Below are 19,497 nucleotides of genomic sequence, written 5' to 3'. Positions count from 1 at the left end.
CCCGGTGCCCACGAGGCGGCCACGAACCCACCTCATCGACAGTCCGGTCGGCCCCTCAGAGAGGGCCAACCGGAGCCGCTACTCAAGGATTAGGAACCGACGATGCTTCTGCTCGGCCTGCTTCTGCTGGGCGCGACCGCGGCCTTCACCGGCCTGATCATCGCCTACAACCTCAGCGGGGGGCCCGACTACCCGGTCTCCCTGTTCGGCACGACGATCGCCTCCATGACCAGCCTGGAGATCTTCCTGGCCGGGCTGGCTCTCGCTCTGATCTTCTGCTTCGCCGTCGCGCTGGCGGGTGTGGGCGGACGCCTGGCGAGCCGCCGTGCGGCACTGCTGCGCAAGGCCCGTAAGGGCGCAGCGCACGCCGCCGAGCCCGTTTCGACCTACGCTCGGCAACCCGAGCCGACGTCGCAGCCGGGACCGGAGAAGGCATCATCCTCCCCGAGCCTGCGCCGCCGCCGGCACCTGTTCGGCCACTGACCGCCCCCTCGGGCGGTCCTGAGACGCCGGCCCCGCCGGGCCGGTGACGCCGGATGGCCTGCCTGCCTGGCTGCGGCGTGTTTCCGGCCGCGAGGTCCGGGCGGTCGCCCTGTGGCCGGGTCCTCGCGGACGAGGCGCCCGAAGCACGCCGACCCAGAAGGAGTCGGCGGGGGCGACCCGCTCACTAGACTGGGCGCTGGAGAGCCTTCGGCGAGGAGTGCGTGATGTCCCCAGAGCGCGCGTCTGCAGCGTCGTCGCCGGGCCATGAGCTCGCGCGCGAGCCTGATCGGGAGTCCGCCGAGGCGGTTCGGGCACTCGGCGCCGAGCTCGCCGACCTGCGCGCCCGACTTCGGCGGCGCCACCTCCTCGACCTGGCCGCCGGCGTCCTGGTGGCTCGGCAGGGGACGGAGCCCGTCGTCGCCGCGGACACCCTGGCCGAGTTGGCGCTGGGCGCCGATCTGACCGTCGAGGAGCTCGCCGCCGACATCGTGAACCAGGCCTGCGGTGCCGAGGTCGGGGCAGGGGCGGGCAGCCCGGCAGGCGACGAAGCCAGGGTGCGGCGGCGTGCCGGGAGCATGGCAGAGGCCGGTGCGGACCTCGACGAGGTGGTCCAGATCCTGCACCAGGAGTATCTGGCTGAGCACGGGGTCCAGGGGCTGCTGGTCTGGCAGCGGACGGCCGACGATTGTCTCGTGCTGGCCGGCTCTGTCGGGTTCCCGGTGCTGGCTCGGGCTCACTGGAGCCGGATTCCGCCGCAGTGGCCGGCCGTACCCCGTCAGGTGCTGGCGACCGGTGCGCCGCTCTGGCTGCCGGACGGGGTCGAGGAGGCGGCTGCGCTGCCGGGGCCGGCGCCGCAGGCCGCCCGTGCGGTGCTTCCGCTGCGGAACGACGGCGTGCCGGTCGGCATCGCACTGCTCACCTGGGCGGCTCGGCGTGCTCTGGAGCCGGCGTTGCAGCGCCGGGTGACCGGCATGCTCGAGGTCCTCGGGCGGTTGCTGGCACGGATGGTCGCGACCGGCGAACCGGCGGCCGCTCGCCCGGTCCTGGTCGGACTGCTGGACGAGCTCTCCGAGCCGGCGTTGATGCTGCGCTCCGCTGAGGTCTCGGGAGGCAGCTCCGGAGGCAACGGGTCGGATCTGCACGTCGAGTATCTGAACGGGCCCGCGCAGCGCTTCGGTTCGGGGGTGCCGCGGCCCGTCGGCCGCCCGCTCGCGCAGGTGCTGCCGCAGGTGTCCGGCGAGGTGAGCGCCCTGGTCGCGGAGGCGAGGCGGAGCGGAACCGTCGAGCGAAGGGAGCGGCTGCCCGCCGCTGGCCTGGCTGACGGGCCCGAGCCGATGCTGAACGTCCGGGTGTTGGTGCTCGGGGGCGAGCGCTGCGTCGTGCTGTGGCATCGGGGAAGTCACGATCACAGCTTCTCCGTGCTGCAGCGCGCCGGCCGGCTCGGCGCGCTGGCCGCCTTCGAGGACGACCTGGCCCTGGGCGAGTCCCGGTGGAGCGAGCAGGTGGCGGCCTGCCTGGGTCTGCCGCCGGGGGGCAAGCCCTTCCCGCTGGCCGAGCTCGGCCGCTGGCTGCTGACCGAGGACCGGTCCGAACTCCGAGCCATGATCGAGACACTGACGATCCGCCTGGAGGGGGCGAGCGCGATCCTGCGGCTCTCGCGCCAGGACGGCGGAGTGCGTCACGTCCGGGTGATCGCCGAGCCGCTGCTGACCCACGGCACGCTGACCGGGATCACCGGCTTCTTCCAGGACGTGTCCATCCAGCACCAGACCGAGGCGGCGTTGGCCGCGACCTTCGACGAACTCGGCTCGGTGCAGGCCAAGGCCGCCATCCGGCACCGGCTCGCGCTTCAGCTGCAGCAGGCCATCGTCCCCGAACTGCCCTCGCGCACCGAGCTCGCCCGGGTCGAGGTGGCGGCGCGCTATCGGCCTGCGGCCGAGGAGTACCGAGTCGGCGGTGACTGGTACGACGTGCTGCGTCTGCCGGACGACCAGGTCATGATCGCGGTGGGCGATGTGGCGGGGCACGGGATCGACGCCGCCACGGGTATGGTCGCGCTGCGGAACGCGCTGCGCGGGCTGGCCTGTTCGGGCGAGCGTCCGGGGCAACTGATGCACTGGCTCAACGAGGTGACCCTGCGGACGGCCGGACATCCCACCGCGACCGCGATCTGTGCGCGCTTCGACCCGCCCACACGGCGGCTGCGCTGGACGAGCGCGGGCCATCTCCCGCCCCTGCTGCTGCGTGAGGGGCGGGCGCGGCTGCTGAGGTCCGCGCCGAATCTCCTGCTGGGCGCGACGGCGGACGTCTCCTACCGCGAGTCGCAGGCCCGGCTCCACCCAGGGGACCTGCTCTTGCTCTTCACGGACGGCCTGATCGAGCGCCGGCATGCGGCGCTGGACGACACCCTGGTCATCCTGCGGCAGGCCGCCGAGTCGCTGGAGGGCAGCGAACTCGACTCCCAGGCCGACCAGTTGCTCGCCGCAGCGACGGGGGACACCGACGACGACGCGAGCCTGGTGCTCTTTCGTGTGAGCTGACTGGCGTGCGAGCTGACTGGCGGGCGGGCTGACCGTCAGGCCTCGCGGAGGCTGCGGCGGATCCGCTCCAGCAGGTCGTCGGCGTCGACGGGCTTGACGACATAGTCGGTGGCGCCTGCGGCGAGGATGCCGTCCCGGTCGCCCGGCAGGGCCTTGGCGGTGACGGCGATGATGGGCAGGTCCTTGAAGCGCTCCAGTGCCCGGATCTGCTCGGTGGCGGCGTGGCCGTCCAGCTCCGGCATCATCAGGTCCATCAGCACCACGTCGATGTCGGCCCTGGACTGCAGGATCTCGATTCCGGCCCGACCGTTGTCGGCGTGGACCACCTCGGCGCCGTGCAGCTCCAGAATACCGGAGAGCGCGAAGACGTTACGCGGATCGTCGTCCACCACCAGCGCGACCCTGCCGTCCAGGTCGCTGCCCAGGCGTTCGAGCGGCGGTTCGGGCAGGGCGGCCGGCGCGCGTCCGGGGGCCTCCTCGCGCTGCGGGACACGGGTCGGCAGGAGAAGGGTGAACCGGCTGCCCTCTCCGAACGTGCTCTCGGCCTGGATCACCCCGCCCAGCAGGCGGGCGATCTGACGGCTGATCGACAGGCCGAGCCCGGTGCCGCCGTAGCGGCGGTTGGTGGTGCCGTCGGCCTGCTGGAAGGCGCCGAAGATGCTGCCCAGATGCTCCTCGGCGATGCCGATGCCGGTGTCCTCGATGCGGAAGGCCAGCACTGTCCCGCCGCCTTCGAGCTCGGTCGGGAGAGCGTCGCGCGGGGCCAGCTCCACCCGCAGTTCGACGCGCCCCTGCTCGGTGAACTTGACCGCGTTGGAGAGCAGGTTGCGCAGCACCTGGCGCAGCCGCTGCTCGTCGGTGAAGAGCTCCGCAGGCAGGTCGGGGCCGGTGCTGACGCGGAACTCCAAGGCCTTGTCGCCGGTCAGCGGCCGGAAGGTGGCTTCGAGCGAGTCCAGCAGCGGGCGCAGCGCGAAGTGCTCGGCGTTGATGTCGAGCTTGCCGGCCTCGACCTTCGACAGGTCCAGGATGTCGTTGATCAGCTGCAGCAGGTCGGAGCCCGCCGAGTGGATGACGGTGGCGTAGCCGACCTGCTTGGACGTCAGGTTGCCGCCCGGGTTCTGGGCCAGGAGCTGGGCCAGGATGAGCAGGCTGTTGAGCGGGGTGCGCAGTTCGTGGCTCATGTTGGCCAGGAACTCCGACTTGTACATCGAGGCCAGCGACAGTTGCTGGGCACGCTCCTCCAGCTCCTGGCGGGCCTGTTCGATCTCCAGGTTCTTGGCCTCGATGTCCTCGTTGCGCTCGGCCAGCAGCCCGGCCTTCTCCTTGAGTTCGGCATTGGAGCTCTGCAGCTCCTGCTGCCTGGCCTGGAGCTCGGCGGTCAGGCGCTGCGACTCGACGAGCAGCTCGTCGGTGCGCTCGTTGGCGACCAGGGAGCTGACGTTGACGCCGAGCGCCTCGGTGGCCTGGTCCAAAAAGTCACGGTGGACCTGGGAGAACGGCTGCAGCGCGGCGAGTTCGATCACACCGAGCAGTTGACCCTCGGTGACGATCGGCAGCAACAGGAGCGTCGCGGGGGCGGCGCTGCCGGCGCCGGAGGAGATGGTGAGATACCCGGGCGGCAGGTCCTCGACGAGCAGCGCGCGCCGGTCGCGGGCGGCCTGGCCGACCAGGGACTGGCCCACCCGGTAGCTGGGCGGCTCCGTCGCGTCGTCCTCTGGCGCGCCGTAGGCGCCGACGCGTACCAGCCGGACGCCGCCGGGGGCGTCCTGGGCCAGGTAGAAGGCGCCGAACTGGGCGCGCACGAGCGGGGTGAGCTCGTCCAGCACCAGCTCGGCGACGGCCGGCAGGCTGCGCGGACCCTGCATCAGCGCGGAGATCCGGGCCAGGTTGGTCTTCAGCCAGTCCTGCTCCTGGTTGACGCGGGTGGTCTCGCGCAGCGAGCCGACCATCGCGTTGATGTTGTCCTTCAGGTCGCCCAGCTCGCCGGGGGCCTCCACGGCGATCGAGCGGGTCAGATCCCCCTCGGCGACCGCGCTGGTGACCTCGGCGATCGCGCGGACCTGCAGGGTGAGGTTGCCCGCCAGCTCGTTGACGTTCTCGGTGAGCCGCTTCCAGGTGCCGGAGACCCCCTCGACCTCGGCCTGGCCGCCGAGCCGGCCCTCGCTGCCGACCTCGCGCGCGACCCGGGTGACCTCGGCCGCGAACGCGGACAGGGTGTCGACCATCGTGTTGATCGTGGTCTTGAGCTCCAGGATCTCGCCGCGGGCGTCGACGTCGATCTTCTTGGTCAGATCGCCCCGGGCGACGGCGGTGGTGACCTGCGCGATGTTGCGCACCTGGTTGGTCAGGTTGGTCGCCATTGAGTTGACGTTGTCGGTGAGGTCCTTCCAGGTGCCGGCCACGTTGGGCACCCTCGCCTGGCCGCCGAGCATGCCGTCGGTGCCGACCTCGCCGGCGACGCGGGTGACCTCGTCCGCGAACGCGGAGAGCATGTCGACCATGGTGTTGATCGCCCCGGCCAGTGCGGCGACCTCGCCGCGCGCCTCGATGGAGATCTTCCTGGACAGGTCGCCCCGCTCCACGGCTTGGGCGACCTGCGCGATCGAGCGGACCTGTCCGGTGAGGTTGGACGCCATCACGTTGACGTTGTCGGTCAGGTCCTTCCAGGTGCCGGCGACGTTGGGGACGCGGGCCTGGCCGCCGAGCATGCCGTCGGTGCCGACCTCGCGGGCGACGCGGGTGACCTCGTCGGCGAAGGCGGAGAGCTGTTCGACCATCGTGTTGATGGTCTCCTTCAGTTCCAGGATCTCGCCGCGCGCGTCCACGGTGATCTTCTGGGTCAGGTCGCCGTCGGCCACGGCGGTGGCGACCTGCGCGATCGCCCGGACCTGGGAGGTGAGGTTCCCGGCCATGAAGTTGACCGAGTCCGTCAGGTCCCGCCAGGTCCCGGCGACGCCGGGCACCTCCGCCTGACCGCCGAGCCGGCCCTCCGTGCCGACCTCGCGGGCGACGCGGGTGACCTCGTCGGCGAAGGCGGAGAGCTGGTCGACCATGGTGTTGACGGTGTTCTTGAGCGCGAGGATCTCGCCCAGCGCGTCGACTTCGATCTTCTGGGAGAGATCGCCCTTGGCGACCGCAGTGGTGACCTGGGCGATGTTGCGGACCTGGTCGGTCAGGTTGCGGGCCATGCCGTTGACGGAGGTGGTCAGCTCCCGCCAGACGCCGCCGACCCCCGGCACCTGGGCCTGCCCGCCGAGCCTGCCCTGGCCGCCGACCTCCTGCGCGACGCGGGTCACCTCGGAGGTGACCAGCGAGAGCTGGTCGAGCATGCCGTTGAAGACAAGGGCGATCTCGCCGAGCAGCCCGTCGCCGCCACCCGCCAGCCGCGCGGAGAAGTCACCTGCCCGCACCGCGGTGAGGCCCGCGAGCAACTGCCGCAGGCCCTCCTCGTCCGTCGCCGGCGGGCCCCAGACGGCGGTTCCCGCGGTGTTCGGTGCCGGGGTGTCCATGAGTCGACTCCTCAGGTTCCGGAGCGGCCGCGTCCTGCGGCCGGAAGACGTGCACAGCCATGCTTCCACGTGGCCTCCGGGCGCGCAGCCACCTGTGGACAACCCCACACCCCGGCGCGCGAACTCGGCGGGGCGGTGGGCGCCACCGGTGGGCCTCGGGGGATGATGTCCCCAGGGATGTCCCCCCGAGCAGTCGTGAGGAGTCGCGGTCATGTCCGCCGAAACCAGTCCGAACCTGACGCCCACGCCGGGCGAGCGCTTCGGCGTCGAGGAGAGCCTCGAGGCGGGGGAGGCCGTGCTGCGGCTGTGGGGGGAACTGGACCACGACAGCGCCCCGATGCTGCGGGCCGCGCTGGGGCGGTGCGCGGAGGCGGGTGCGGCCCTGGTCCTGGTGGAGTGCTCGCAGCTCGCCTTCTGCGATTCGACGGGCCTGAACGTGCTGCTGGAGGCACGGACGACGGCGCAGGAGCGCGGTGCGCGGATCGAGCTGGTCGCCCTGCCGGGAAAGGTGGCCCGCGTGTTCGAGATCACCGGAGCGATCTCCCTTTTCCCGCAGCACGCCTCGGTGGCCGCGGCGCGGACGGCGCGTCCGTAGGCCGGCGTCGACCGCGCGCGGGCAGCTAGACGAGAGGGAGCGTGGCAGTGGAGCGGGAAGCCCCGTTCGTCGAAGGCCCCGGGGTGCACCGGCTGGTCGTCCCCGAGGGACGTGGGGTGGTGGGACGCTGCCGCGACTTCGTGCGCGAGGTCCTGCGCGGGTGCGGTTGGCTCGACGACGCGGACGACGAAGGCCAGGCGATAGCCGAGGACGTGCTGCTGATGGCCTCCGAGATCGTCACGAACGCGGCCCTGCACGCCGGTGGGCCGCGTGAGGTCGTCGTGCTGGCCGACGGCCCGTGGCTGCGCGTCGAGGTCCTGGATGCGAGCGCGGCGCCGCCGGTGCTCTACCCGTCCGTCGCGTCACGGCCCGGCGGGCACGGACTCCGCGTGGTGCAGCGCCTGGCCGCGGCCTGGGGGAGCGAGCCGCGTGCCGGTGGCAAGGCGGTGTGGTTCGAGGTCTCCCGGCCCGCGCTCGAGAGCCGGCCCTAGGGTCTGTCCCCGGGGTGCCGGGGACCGTTGCCATCGGCGACGGAATCGTCACTGCCTGCCAGCTCCGCCCAGACGGACTTGCCCGGCACCTCGCGTCGGACGGTGACGCCCCAGCGGTCGCAGAGCAGGTCGATGACCGGCAGGCCGTATCCGCCGGGTTGCCCGGGGGGACGGGCGGTGTGGGGCGCCGGCAGCACGGGGCTGTGGTCGAAGACCTCGATGCGCAGCGTGTCAGGGGGAGTCCAGCGCAGCTCCAGGAGCCATGCCCCGCCACCGTGCAGGCAGGCGTTGGTCACCAGCTCCGAGACGGACAGCAGCGCGTCGCTCAGTGGTCCGGTGCGCTCGGCGTTCCGGCGCTCCGCCGTGGGCCAGGCTCCCCAGTCGGTGAGGGCCAGCAGGGTGAAGTCGCGGCTTGCGGCAACGGCAGGGCCGGGACCCAGTACCAGCCTGCGCACCAGGCGACCGCCGCCTCCGGCGCGCCCGTGACAGCGGACGTCACGACCGCCCACCTGCATGGCTCCGCTCCGCTCCTCGACGAGTCTCCGAGTGCCTGGTCTTCTCCTCGCGACTGCCCGGCTCCCCACCGCTTACACACGCCACTCCAGCCGTACGCTCGATCGGCCCCCGGATCAGTTCCCGGCGGTCAGTTCTCGGCCAGCAGAGCGCTACGCAGCTCGCCGAGGACGCGCGAAAGGATGCGCGAGACATGCATCTGCGAGATGCCGAGCCGGGCCCCGATCTCGGCCTGGGTGAGCTCCTCGGTGAAGCGGAGTGCGAGAATGGTACGCTCCCGGTCCGGGAGGGCGGCCATCAGCGGCCTCAGCGCTTCCAGGTTCTCCACTCCCTCGATGCCCTGGTCCAGGTACCCGAGCCGCCGCAGCTGCGCGCCGTCACCGTCGTCGTCGGGGGCTTCCAGCGTGCCGGCGGTGTAGGCGTTGCCGGCCGCGCGACCTTCCGCGACCTCTGTCTCGGTCAGGTGCAGGTGTTGGGCGAGTTCCCCGTCCGTGGGCTCGCGCTCCAGTGTCTGGGCCAGGTCGTCCGTGGCCTTGGCCAGTTGCAGCCGCAGCTCCTGCAGCCGGCGCGGTACGCGCACCGCCCAGCTGGTGTCCCGGAAGAACCGCTTCAGTTCGCCGCTGATGGTCGGCAGGGCGAAGGTCGCGAACTCGACGCCGCGCTCGGGATCGAAGCGGTTGATCGCCTTGATCAGTCCGACGATGCCGACCTGGAGCAGGTCCTCGGTCGGCTCGCTGCGGTGTCGGAACCGGGCGGCCGCGAAGCGCACCAGCGCCAGGTTGAGCTCCACCAGCGTGTTGCGCACGTACGAGTACTCCGGCGTGCCCTCCTCGAGGGAGCGCAGACGTTCGAACAACTCGTGGGAGAGCGCTTTGGCGTCATCGGTGCTCACCGCGTGCGCGACGGGCAACCGGGCAGCCGTCGGCTCGGTGCCGGCGAGTGGCAGGCGGGACATCGACGTGCTCCTTCAGTGGCGAGTGTCCGCGCCGCTGGCGGCAGCGAGGGCCGTCCCTCTTCGGGCGTCTCCAGTGTGGCCTACCCCGTCTTCCGGGGGACATGCCCTCCTTCTTGGAATGGACCGAAGCCGACGGGGAAGGCGCGCGGCGGAGCGGGACACACACCTGTCGGACGACCCCGAACCGGGGTGGAGGAAAGAATGATGATGGACACGAAGATCTGGGGATACCGGCCCGAGTCCCAGTACAACGGACTCGAGGACCTGAGAGGGTTCCTCGTCGAGACGACGGACGCGCGGATCGGCGAGGTCGAGATGATCGGCAGCGAGGGCGGCAGCGGGGGTGCTGCGGGCGCCTACCTCGTGATCTGTCTCGCGAACGACACGGGGCCGGGGCACCCCGGCCGGCGCGTCGTGCTGCCTGCCGGGGTGGTCGCCCTCGTCGACCTCGCGAGCGAAACCGTCCTCGTCGACGGCACCAGGCAGCAGATCATGGACGCGCCGGATCTGGATCAGGTCCACCGGCGTCCCGAGCTGGACTACCTCTGTCGTCTCGGCGGGTACTACGCCTCGTTCCAGGGCGGACGCCACTGAGACGACGGAGCCGGGCCGGGCATCGGGGGGCCCGGGTCCTGGTCGTGTGACGTGGGCGGTCCGCCCCGGCCCCGGCGACGACGCCAGCGGGCTCGAAGCGCGGCCGCGCGTGCCACCAGGCGCCGGGTCAGGAAATCCAGGTCGCCCGTGGTCCCGGCATAGAGCGAGATGGGCGACCCGGGAGTCCGGGTGATCGGTGCCGTCACGGGCATCGCCTCCTTCCGGCCCGTCGGTCCGACGGGCCACCGAGCGGCGGCTACCCCGAACCTCGGCCGACACACCTGGCTCTCCGGCCTGGGCCGCGCCCGCGGCGAAGGTCGGCGGGCGCGGCACCGGGCGCCGGGGCTGCGCGGGGCGTCAACACGCGGCGGCGTGGGCGGAGTCCCGGGCGGCGGTGGTGAGGCCGAGTCCGCAGGCGGCGGGCGCCTCCGGCATGACGGAGCGGTAGACCCGCTCGGTCTCCCGGGCGACCTGCTGCCAGCCGTGCCGCTCGACAGTCCGGCGACGGCCCGACGCCGCGAGACTCGCCCGCGTGCCGGGCTCGGTGAGCAGTTGGGCCAGCACCATCGCCAGCGCGCCGGCGTTGCCGGGTGGGACCAGGCGGCCGGTGACCCCGTCGGTGACCAGTTCCGCGTGAGCGCCGACCGAGCTCGCGACGACCGGACGCCCGCAGGCCATCGCCTGAAGCGCCGGAGCGCCGAGTGGCTGGTACCAGCCGGGGCAGACCACGACGTCGGCGCTGCGCAGCAGTTCTGGCAGCCGGAGCGGGCCGATCTGCCCCAGCAGGGTGAACCGGCTGCTCAGCCCGAGCTCCCTGGCCAGAGCCCGGAGTCGCTGCGCCGCGGGATCGGAGGCCAGCCGTTCCGGCATCGGTCCGCCGACCACCGTCATCTCCGCCTCCGGCAGCCGGTGAAGTGCGCGCAGGGCTGTTTCCACGCCCTGATCGGCCGCGAGCCCGCCGAGCACCAGCAGCCTCGGCGGGCCGGGTCGGGGACGTGAACGGCGGCCGGGCCCGAAGTGGCCCAGATCGACGCCGCACGGCACCAGGCTGAGGCGGTCCAGCGGCAGGCCGAGACCGCAGAGCGCGGCGCCCTCGTGCTGCCACAGTGCGATGACCCGGTCCGCGAGCTCCCCGAGCGCGAAGGCCGGGGCGTCCCTACGCTCCGCGCGTCCGCCGTCGCCGCGTCCGCCGGCGTGGTGCGTCTGCACCATGGGCAGGCCCAGGGCTCGCGCGCCCGGAAGCGCGGCGAGGCCGGAGGCCCAGTGGTGCGCGTGGACCACGTCCGGTCGGCGCCGCGCCCAGGCGCTGGTCAGTCGGCCGCCGAACTCCCGCAGATACGGTTGCAGTTGTGCCGCGGGCAGTGGATGCGCCGGACCGGCGACAACGCGGTGGATCAGGACCCGCGGACCCATCCCGACCAGGTCCGTCTGATCGGAACGCTCCTTGCGAACGAAGACGTCCACCTCGTGCCCACGGGCCGCCAGCGCGCAGGCGAGCTCGGCGACGTGGCGCACCTGACTGTCGCATGGGCCGCGGCCCAGCGCGGCGAGCGGGCTGGCCTGCGCGGACACCATAGCGATCTTCAACGGCGGCACGGCGGATCCCTTCGTTCGATGCCACGAACGGACCGGGACGCAAGCGGCCCGGTCGCAGAACGCGGCTAACCGCGAATCGGGGAGCCAAACATCGGTCCAGGACAAGATCCCCCGCACGTGTGATCCGACGTCGACAGGCCGGGGCTGGGACTGACGGCCGATGGTCCGGGACATCGCCTGCCGTCAGGGCGGCCACCGGCCTGACCAGGCACGTCACGCTGGGCGTGGTGGCTCGGCGATGCGAGCCCGGCGCCGAGTGTCGCCGCGTCAGGTCTGACACCGCAGCAGCCCGTGGGGGCGAGCGATGCGGCGTCGGGGTTGGGCTCAGTCGGTCTGCGCGGCGGGGAGCAGTTGGGCCAGGCGGCCGAGGGCGTGGTCGATCTGGGTGGCCGCGTCGTCGGGGATCTGGCCGTTGCTGTGCAGCTTGGAGAGCTTGCCACGCAGGTCGGCGACGGCCGTGGCAGCTGCCTGCCGGTCGCCGTCACGGAGCTTCGAGGAGACGTTCTCCAGTCCGTGGCGCAACTGCTGGGCCGTGCCGGCGCTGACGTCGCTCGCCGACGTCAGCCGATTGACCAGGCTCTGCGCGGCGCTCAGTGACTGCGCGGGCGTGCTCGGCGCCGCTGCCGGCGAGTTCGACGACGTCGCCGGCGGCGTGTCCGACCCGGCGGCGGAACTGGTCAGTGCGTTCGCGCCGAGCGCGGACAGGACGAGGGTGGCCGCCCCCGCGCAGGCGATGAGGATGTAAGAGCGACGCCGGTCGGTCGGCTGCGGGCGCACCCGCCCGCCGGAAGGCCGCCGCCCGGCGCGCGGCGCGGCCACCGCAGGCGCCGCAGAGGTCCGGGCGCTGCCCGGGGTCGTCGGGAACGCCGCCGTTCGAGGCGCTTCCCCGGTCAGCAGGGCGGTCAACTGATGCTGGACCAGCGTGGCGCTGGCCGGCCGGGCGGCCGGGTCCTTGGCGAGCAGCCCGAGCACCAGGGTCTCCACGTCGGCCGGGGTCTCCGCGCGCAGTGACCGCAGCGGCGGGGGCGGCTCGCTGACGTGGCGGTGCAGTGCGCTGAGCTGATTGCCGCCGGGGAACGGCGGCTCGCCGGCCAGCATCTCGTGGAGGACGCAGCCGAGCGCGTACAGGTCGGAACGCGCGTCGAGCTGGCCGCCGACGGCCTGCTCGGGGGACATGTAGGCGGCGGTGCCCACGACCATGGACGTGCTCGTCAATCCGACCTGCGCGCTGTCGCCGAGCCGGGCGATGCCGAAGTCCAGCACCGTGACCTGACCGGCGGGGGTGAGCATCAGGTTCGCCGGCTTGATGTCGCGATGAACGATGCCGACCTGGTGCGCGGCGGCGAGCGCTCCCGCGGTCTGGTCCGCGATCCGCAACGCGTGCTCGATCCGGAGCGGTCCGCGCTTCAGGATGTCCGACAGGCTCTGACCCTCGACCAGTTCCATGACGAGGAACGGCGTCTGGCCTGCGGCGTCGGCGTCGAACACCGCGACGATGTTCGGGTGCGCCAGCCGGGCGAGCGTCGCGGCCTCACGACGGAACCGCTCGACGGAGTCCCCGTCGGATGCCGATCCCTGCGTGAGCACTTTGACCGCGACCGCCCGCCCCAGCCGCAAATCCTGCGCTCGCCACACCGAGGCCATCCCGCCCTGGCCGATGAGGCTCTCCAACTGATACCGCTCCGCTATGACCTGGTGCACGCCCACATTGTGCCGTGCCCCGGCCCCTCCGCTGACCGTGGGTCTTCCCGAGGACCGCTTTCAGCCGGTCACGGAGCGACTCGTAGAGCGCCCGCCCCCGAACGGACGCGCGGGCGCGGCGCCGAATGTTGCCCCGATCGACGGTTGCAGGACACCCGGCCGGGCCCGCTACCCGTCATCGTCTACCGCGTAGTGGCAGACGCGTAGCGGGAGGTTCCGTTTCGATGGTCGGGATCGGTTTGGATTCGTGGCGCGCGAGGTCGCGTGGGCAGGCGGTGTCGTCGGGCCGCCCGGCGTCCGGTGGGTCGCCGCGGGTGCTGGTGATCACCGGCAGCGTCGGCGCGGGGCACGACGGCGTAGCCGCGGAACTGGCGCGGCGGCTGGAGGCGGACGGCGTCCGCACGGAGACGCGCGACTTCCTGGCCGCGCTGCCGCGCTACCAGCGCGCCGTGCTGCGTGACGGCTACGCGCTCAGCGCGACCCACGTGCCTGCCGTGTTCGACTGGTTCTTCCGCTGCGGAGAGCACGACTCACTGGCCCGGCGCCTCACGCTCCGCGTGTGCCGTGCGGCCAGGCCCGCCGTCGCCCGGTGGGTCGACGAGGGTTACGACGCGGTCGTCACCACCTTCCCGTTCGCGGCGCAGACGCTTGGCTCCCTCAAGGAGGACGGCTCGCTGCTCGCGCCGACCGTCTGCTACCTCACCGACCCGGCGCCGCACCGGCTCTGGGTGCACCCGGCGCTCGACGCGCACCTCACCGTCACCGAGGCCACAGCGGCCGAGGGCACGGCCCGCTACGGCGTCCCGATGGAGGTCGCCGGCCCGCTGGTGCCGACGGCGGTCGGTCGGCCGCTGGACCCGGCCGAGCGCCGCCGGGTGCGAGCGGAGCTGGGGATCGGGGACGACCGGACCATGGCGCTGATGGTGACCGGATCCCTGGGCATGGGCGACATCGTGGCTTCCGTGGAAGCCGTCCGCGCCGCACCGCGCACCGTGCCGGTCGTGCTCTGCGGCCGGAACGAACGCGTGCTGCGCCAGGTCGCGGCGCTGTCGGGCGCGGTCGCGCTGGGATGGCGCGACGACGTGCCCCAGCTGCTGTCCGCCGCCGACGTGCTGGTGCACAACGCCGGGGGCCTCTCACTGACCGAGGCACTGGTGGCGGGCCTGCCGGCGGTCAGCTACGAGGTCATCGCCGGGCACGGCAGCGCCAACGCGGCCACTCTCGCCGCGTCCGGCCTGGCTCCGTGGCCCCGGTCGCCCGCCGAGCTGGCCGACGCGCTCGCCGCCCAGGCCGCGCGCGGCCGGGTCCAGCTGCCGCCCCTCCCATCGGGACACGACGCGGCGAGCCGCGTCGCCGGGCTCGCCCGCCGGGCCCACGCCTCGGGCGCGCATTGCGACCCGGCGTTCGGGCGGATCTCCGCCTCGCAGCTCGGCGGACGTTCGACTCAGACTCAGCAGGTGCCGCAGCAAGCCACCGTGACAGCGGTGTAGCTCGGAGCGGGTCAGCCCGGCGGCTTCGGCTACTCGGCGATCAGGACCAGCGCCGCCTGGTCGTCGTCGGCGACACCGCCGTTGAAGCTGTCGACGGCGTCGGTGACGGCGTCGAGTATCCGCTGTGCGTCGGTGATCCCGCCGGTCGACCGGAGAGCGGCGACGAGGCGTTCCTCGCCGAAGAAGGTTCCGGTCGCGTCACGGGCCTCCAGGATTCCGTCGGTCACCAGGACGAGGCCTTCTCCGCTGCGCAAGACGAACGATTCCACATCCAACTCCGGGTCGGGGGAGACCCCGAGGAGCTGGCCCGCCGGGCTGGGGCTGGTGAGGGTGCCGTCGGAGCGGCGCAGCAAGGGAGGCGGGTGGCCCGCGCGGACCATGCTCACCGCGATCCCCTCGCGCGTCCGCCGCAGCTCGGCGTAGATCAGGGTCACGAAGTTCTCGCCGCTGTCCGGCCGGGCCAGCAGCGCGTCGTTGACCGCCTCGGTCACCGCGCCGGGGGTCGGCAGCAGCGGGGCGACCGCGCGGGCGGTGTTGCGGACCAGCGCGGTCGTGGTCGCCGCTCGGGCTCCGCGGCCGCAGACGTCGCCGATCACCAGCCCCCACCGGTCCTGGGGCAGCGGGAAGACGTCGTAGAAGTCGCCGCCGATGTCCAGCCCTTCGCCCGCCGGTCGGTAGGAGGCGGCCAGTCGGACTCCGGGCACCATCGGCAGCGCCGCCAGCAGCAGCCCGGCCTGGAGGTCATGGGCAAGTCGCGCCAGGTCGGCGCTGAGGGCCTGCTCGCGCTCGTGCGCTTGACGGCGCGCTTGTTCGGCGTGGTGGCGCTCGATGGCGAGGGCGGCGGTCCGGGTGAAGACGAAGCTCAGGTCGAGATCCGCCTCGGGCAGCGTCCGTGGGGTGCGGTGGTACATGGCGAAGGTGCCGAGCAGTTCCCCTGTGCTGGAGATGATCGGGGACGACCAGCACGCCGCGAGCCCTGCCTGCCGGGCCAGGTCGCGGTAGGCGGTCCAGAGCGGGTCCGTGGCGATGTCGCCGACCACGACCATCTCGCGGCGGTAGGCGGCGGTGCCGCAGGAGCCTTCCTGCGGCCCGATTTCGCTGCCGTCGATGGCTGCTCTGTAGAAGTCCGGCAGGCTCGGGGCGGCTCCGTGCAGCAGTCGGCGTCCGGTCGCGTCCACGAGCAGCACGGAACTGAGCACCCTGGGGGAGAGCTTCTCGATGGCCCGGCACATGCCGTCCAGGACCTCTGCCAGGGGCGCGTCCCGTGCGATCTGTTCGAGCAGCGCCTGCTGCTCGGTGGCGAGCTTGTGGGCGGCGCGCTGCCGCGTCACGTCGACGGCGAGGAAGGCGACGCCGACGACCTGTCCGGCCTGATCGCGGCGTGGTTCGAAGCTGAAGTCGAAGTACCGCAGGCGCGCTTTGCCCGGGGGACCGAGCAGCACGCCGGTGCTCTGCGCGACGTACGGCCCAGCCTGGTGGTAGACGGAGTCGAGCAGAGCCAGCAGGCCCTGGTGCACCAGCTCGGGCAGGGCCTCCGCGGTCGGACGGCCCAGCAGCTCGGGGCCCCGGCCGACCCCGACGGCCTCGAAGAACGCCTCGTTCGCCCATTCGAGCAGGTGCGTGGGACCACTGAGCGAGGCGAAGATCACCGGGGCATGGGCGAACAGACCGGCCAGCGGGTCGGCGCCGGTCGCGTCGCCCGTGGGCCCGCTCATCGCTTCGGCCTGTCATCGCGGCTCCCGGCATCCATGGGATCAGCCTGACGCCGCCCCCGCGGGCGAACAAGTCGGCGCCGCGCACGTCCGCACCGCCGGGGACGGGCCGCACCTGGCGGGAGAGCTCCTGCCAGAGGGTCCTAGAGGTGGAGCGCGCGGAACAGGCCGACGGTGTTGCCCAGCAGGAAGACGCCGTAGCCGGCCAGCAGCAGCCCGGCGGCGCGGGCCGGCAGGCGCCGCGCGGCGGAACGGGACGCGGCCGCTCCGTCGAAGCCGAAGCCGTCGCCGAGCGTCCGCATCGCCCGCTGGGGCGCGAACGCCAGGAGCCCGCCGACGGCGAGCAGCATGAGGGCGATGATTCCGGGCAGGGCGGCGAGTTCGATGAGGCCCACGGTGGTCTCCAGCAGTGTTCGGTCGGCGGGCATGGTCGGTGGGAGTGTGCGGCTGCCCGGTCATCAGTCAACCTGGCCGAGGGACCGGTCCGAGCGGTCCTGACGCGATCCCAGCGCTCCGGGCCGGACTCTTGACGCGTTCTTGTCGCCCGGGGGACAGCCGCTCAGCGGCGGAACTCGGCGAGCCGCGGTCGGACGCCGAACAGGCCCAGCACCACGATGATCGCCGCGCCCGCGGCGAGCAGCGGGATCCGGACGTCGAGCTCCCCGGTGCCGTCGTGGAAGGCTGTCTGGAAGGCGGCGCTGTTGATGCCGATCAGCTTGGTGAGCGCGGCGTCGTGCGCGCCGAAGTCGGCGTTGGAGCCGCCGGTCGCGTAGCTGGTGTCGTAGGCGATGGCCTGGTGGAGCTGCCCCTGGGCGGCCAGCGCGCGGATCTTCCTGTCGTCGGTCTCGTAGGTGCGGTAGGCCGCCAGGGTCTGCTCGGCCGCCGCGCGCTCGCCGGTGAAGGTGATGTTGCGGAACTCGGTGCCGTAGAAGCCGGCGAAGCGGACGTCCGCGTGGTTGGACTGATAAGAGGTGACGGCGGCGGCCAGGGCGGCGTCGTAGTCGGTGATTCCGGCCTGGGGGAGGGCGAGGATCTGCTGCGACTTGCTCTCGAAGGCGTCCTGGTACTGCGTGGCCCGGCCCTGGTCGAGCAGGTAGCGGCTCTCGTCGGCGTTGGCGTCGTAGCTCACGGCGCGGGCGCGGGACAGGGCGACGACCGAGTCGAAGGCGTCCCGGCGGCCGGATCGCAGGTATTCGCTCTGGTCGGAGAAGAGGGATCCGGCCAGGCCGACCAGGACCAGCACGAGCAGGGTCGCCGCGGCCAGCGGCGGGTTGACGATCCGTCGGAAGCGCCCGGCCAGCCACAGCTGGAGCCCCAGCAGCCCGGCGAGCAGGCACAGGCCCACGGCCAGTGACACCCACTCCGCCGTGCCGAGAGCGGAGCGCTCACCGGCGTAGGTGGAGTTGTAAGCGTCGTTGTTCGCCTGGACCAGTTGGTCGGCGGCTGGCAGCAGGCTGCCCCGCATCAGGTCGGTGGCCTGCCGGTAGAGCGCCAGCGCGGCCGGAGCCGGATGGCCGGCGGCCTGGTGGCCGGCGTCGTTGAGGGCCAGGGCGCGGCCGGTCAGGTCCTGGTAGCTGCCCATCCCGTCGAGGACGGCGGCGAGGGCGCGCTGTGCGCTCAGGTTGCCGGCCGCGTCGAGGGTGGCCTGCTGCAGGTCGTGGTCCGCGGTGCTGCGGTCGGTCGCGTACTGGGCGAGGGCGGTGCGGCGGTCGGCGGTGAACGTCGGGTCGGCGCCGAACATCATCAGGTTCGCGCTCTGCGCGTCCAGGTCCGTCAGCGCCTGGTAGAGGCCGGTGGCGTCGACGACCTGCGGGGCTTGGCGTTGCCCGACCGCGTTCCAGGTGGCGCGCGCGCCGAGAGCGGCACTCAGCGACACCGCGGCCAGGACGCAGGTCAGCAGGACGACGCCGAGGGTGAACCAGCGCAGGCGTGCCGGGACGGTTCGCCCGGCCAGGCGCGGAGCCTTCCAGCGGGTCGGCCGGGCGGCGGCGGGCGAGGAGTCCGGACGGTGACTTCCGTCGGCTGCGGGTTCGTTCGCGGTCTCCGGAGCTGCGGACCCGCTCTGCTCTTCGGGCCCGGCCTCGCGCGGGGACGGCACGGACACGGGGTTGCCCCCGCTCAGGGTTGCCATGGTCGTGCTCAGTCCTTCCGCGAGCCGCGCCACGCGGCCCCGCCCCGATCCGATCCGGAGGACCTCGGGGCACGTCCTGCCCCGATCGCGAAAGCTCGCGCATGGGCAGACCCCCGGCAAACGGCGGCCTTGATGGAGCGAGACCGCTCGGCCGCCGCCGTCCCAGGCCGCTCACTCTCCCTTGAGCTCCCGTGGTGCGGGACAGGCGGACGGCGATTCTGACGACGCCTTGATGAGACCGCCCCCGTTCTTTACGCCGTTTTGACAGGCCCCGGGTCGAACGGGTTCGAACGAGTTCGAAGGCGGCGGTCAGGGGGAAGGAGAGGCGGACGACAGGCAGGCGAAAGGTTGGCCATGGTTGGTCCAGGCGCGATCGTCAGCGCGGTGTTCCTGGGGGTGGGCGGGGTGGTCGCCTACCTCGCCGGACTGTCCGGACTCGACGAGGCGCGGCGGCTGCGCCGCGAGGGGCGCCGGGTGCAGGCGCTGGTGCGGTCGCGTCAGGGGGCCACCCGGCCGCTGCTCCAGTTCAGCACCGACGACGAGCGTGAGCTGGTGATGGAGGTCTTCGGCCCCGCCGGACTCCAGGACGGGGCCGAGGTCTGGCTGCGCTACGACCCGGCCGACCCGCGCGAGGTCCTGGTGGAGGGCCACGAGGGCAGGTGGCGTGAGCGCAGCTTCGCCATCGTCGGTGTGGTGGCCGTGGTCGCGGCGCTCGTGGTGCTCGTCACACCGGGCTGAGCTGGGAGAACGTCCGGCGTCAAGGCAGTGTCAGAAGAACGGCCGACCGCGCCAAGGACACGTCAGGGCGGCGCTTCTCGCGGTGCTCGGCGGGCTAGATTCGACGCCGTGGGGGGGACCGGCCCGGGAGCTCCGTGGGGGAGTGAAGGGGTCGGGTGCTTTCCGCCGGTCGAGCCTTGCAGGGCGGACGACCGGTTCTAGGTGGGAGAGCAGGCAGGGGCGCGCGGCCCGAGTACGGGCTGCGTGCCCCTTTCGCATGCCCGGAGTCCAGGCGGGTGTCGGCTGCCCTGCCATGGAGTCCCGGGCAGTCGGTCGGGCCTGTTGGTCTCGGGCCGATATCGGACCCGATAAGGCCGCGTATGTGTTCACGGAGAGCACGCAAGGAGGCCGTCAAGGGAGCACTGACACGGCCCCGGGTGCGCTTTCCTTTCGTTTGCTGCCGCTCGGCA

At 72.7% G+C, this 19,497-nt stretch carries 15 protein-coding genes; 7 read left to right on the top strand and 8 right to left on the bottom strand.

The genetic code is table 11. The annotated features are described in order from the left end of the window. Window positions 1-102: 102 nt before the first annotated feature. The gene (locus ABIA32_RS32380; RefSeq protein WP_370103258.1) at window positions 103-483 is read left to right on the top strand and encodes a hypothetical protein; all 381 of its coding nucleotides are present in this window, start codon (window positions 103-105) and stop codon (window positions 481-483) included. 224 nt (window positions 484-707) lie between these two features. Continuing rightward, window positions 708-3,023 carry a PP2C family protein-serine/threonine phosphatase gene (locus tag ABIA32_RS32375; RefSeq protein WP_370103256.1) on the top strand — a complete coding sequence of 772 codons (2,316 nt, stop codon included), beginning with the start codon at window positions 708-710 and terminating at the stop codon, window positions 3,021-3,023. A 35-nt stretch (window positions 3,024-3,058) separates the two neighbouring features. Here the strand turns inward: ABIA32_RS32375 and ABIA32_RS32370 are convergent, their stop codons facing one another. Next, window positions 3,059-6,532 (bottom strand): HAMP domain-containing protein, encoded by a 3,474-nt coding sequence (locus ABIA32_RS32370; RefSeq protein WP_370103254.1) that lies wholly within the window; start codon window positions 6,530-6,532, stop codon window positions 3,059-3,061. Window positions 6,533-6,743: 211 nt separating this feature from the next. On the opposite strand from ABIA32_RS32370, the gene ABIA32_RS32365 reads away from it, so the two are divergent. Together ABIA32_RS32365 and ABIA32_RS32360 are read left to right on the top strand one after the other, a co-directional pair. After that, the gene (locus tag ABIA32_RS32365) at window positions 6,744-7,127 is read left to right on the top strand and encodes an STAS domain-containing protein (protein WP_370103252.1); all 384 of its coding nucleotides are present in this window, start codon (window positions 6,744-6,746) and stop codon (window positions 7,125-7,127) included. Window positions 7,128-7,174: 47 nt separating this feature from the next. Beyond that, window positions 7,175-7,618, top strand: a complete 444-nt coding sequence (locus ABIA32_RS32360) for an ATP-binding protein (protein WP_370103250.1) — start codon at window positions 7,175-7,177, stop codon at window positions 7,616-7,618. Here the strand turns inward: ABIA32_RS32360 and ABIA32_RS32355 are convergent. Both ABIA32_RS32355 and ABIA32_RS32350 read right to left on the bottom strand, forming a co-directional pair. Further along, window positions 7,615-8,127, bottom strand: a complete 513-nt coding sequence (locus tag ABIA32_RS32355) for an ATP-binding protein (protein ID WP_370103248.1) — start codon at window positions 8,125-8,127, stop codon at window positions 7,615-7,617. The two genes, ABIA32_RS32360 and ABIA32_RS32355, sit on opposite strands and share 4 nt — an antisense overlap. A gap of 134 nt (window positions 8,128-8,261) precedes the next feature. Further along, window positions 8,262-9,086 (bottom strand): RNA polymerase sigma factor SigF, encoded by an 825-nt coding sequence (locus ABIA32_RS32350; protein ID WP_370103246.1) that lies wholly within the window; start codon window positions 9,084-9,086, stop codon window positions 8,262-8,264. A gap of 201 nt (window positions 9,087-9,287) precedes the next feature. Here ABIA32_RS32350 and ABIA32_RS32345 point away from each other — a divergent pair, with 201 nt between their 5' ends. Further along, on the top strand, window positions 9,288-9,680 hold the full coding sequence (locus ABIA32_RS32345) for a PRC-barrel domain containing protein (RefSeq protein WP_370103243.1): 393 nt from the start codon (window positions 9,288-9,290) through the stop codon (window positions 9,678-9,680). A gap of 357 nt (window positions 9,681-10,037) precedes the next feature. Here the strand turns inward: ABIA32_RS32345 and ABIA32_RS32340 are convergent, their stop codons facing one another. Then, the gene (locus ABIA32_RS32340; protein ID WP_370103241.1) at window positions 10,038-11,276 is read right to left on the bottom strand and encodes a glycosyltransferase; all 1,239 of its coding nucleotides are present in this window, start codon (window positions 11,274-11,276) and stop codon (window positions 10,038-10,040) included. A gap of 324 nt (window positions 11,277-11,600) precedes the next feature. Further along, on the bottom strand, window positions 11,601-12,977 hold the full coding sequence (locus ABIA32_RS32335; RefSeq protein ID WP_370103239.1) for a protein kinase: 1,377 nt from the start codon (window positions 12,975-12,977) through the stop codon (window positions 11,601-11,603). 314 nt (window positions 12,978-13,291) lie between these two features. Between ABIA32_RS32335 and ABIA32_RS32330 the strand changes: the two genes are divergently transcribed. Next, window positions 13,292-14,467 (top strand): glycosyltransferase, encoded by a 1,176-nt coding sequence (locus ABIA32_RS32330; RefSeq protein ID WP_370103237.1) that lies wholly within the window; start codon window positions 13,292-13,294, stop codon window positions 14,465-14,467. 29 nt (window positions 14,468-14,496) lie between these two features. Here the strand turns inward: ABIA32_RS32330 and ABIA32_RS32325 are convergent, their stop codons facing one another. From ABIA32_RS32325 to ABIA32_RS32315, 3 genes are all read right to left on the bottom strand, one after another. After that, a complete protein-coding gene (locus ABIA32_RS32325) occupies window positions 14,497-16,182 on the bottom strand; it encodes a SpoIIE family protein phosphatase (protein WP_370103236.1) in 1,686 nt (561 codons plus the stop codon). Between the two features lie 140 nt (window positions 16,183-16,322). Continuing rightward, complete coding sequence (locus tag ABIA32_RS32320; protein WP_370103234.1) at window positions 16,323-16,607, bottom strand: hypothetical protein; 285 nt, start codon at window positions 16,605-16,607, stop codon at window positions 16,323-16,325. Window positions 16,608-16,738: 131 nt separating this feature from the next. Beyond that, entirely contained in the window at window positions 16,739-18,310 is a 1,572-nt protein-coding gene (locus tag ABIA32_RS32315; RefSeq protein WP_370103232.1) for a hypothetical protein, read from the bottom strand. 354 nt (window positions 18,311-18,664) lie between these two features. On the opposite strand from ABIA32_RS32315, the gene ABIA32_RS32310 reads away from it, so the two are divergent. Next, window positions 18,665-19,048, top strand: coding sequence for a DUF3592 domain-containing protein (locus ABIA32_RS32310; protein ID WP_370103230.1), 384 nt, complete (start codon window positions 18,665-18,667; stop codon window positions 19,046-19,048). Window positions 19,049-19,497: the final 449 nt, after the last annotated feature.

Source organism: Streptacidiphilus sp. MAP12-20 (assembly GCF_041262525.1).
Classification (GTDB): domain Bacteria; phylum Actinomycetota; class Actinomycetes; order Streptomycetales; family Streptomycetaceae; genus Streptacidiphilus.
Note: the sequence above shows the minus strand (reverse complement) of the source record. Positions and strands in the feature narration are given on the sequence as shown.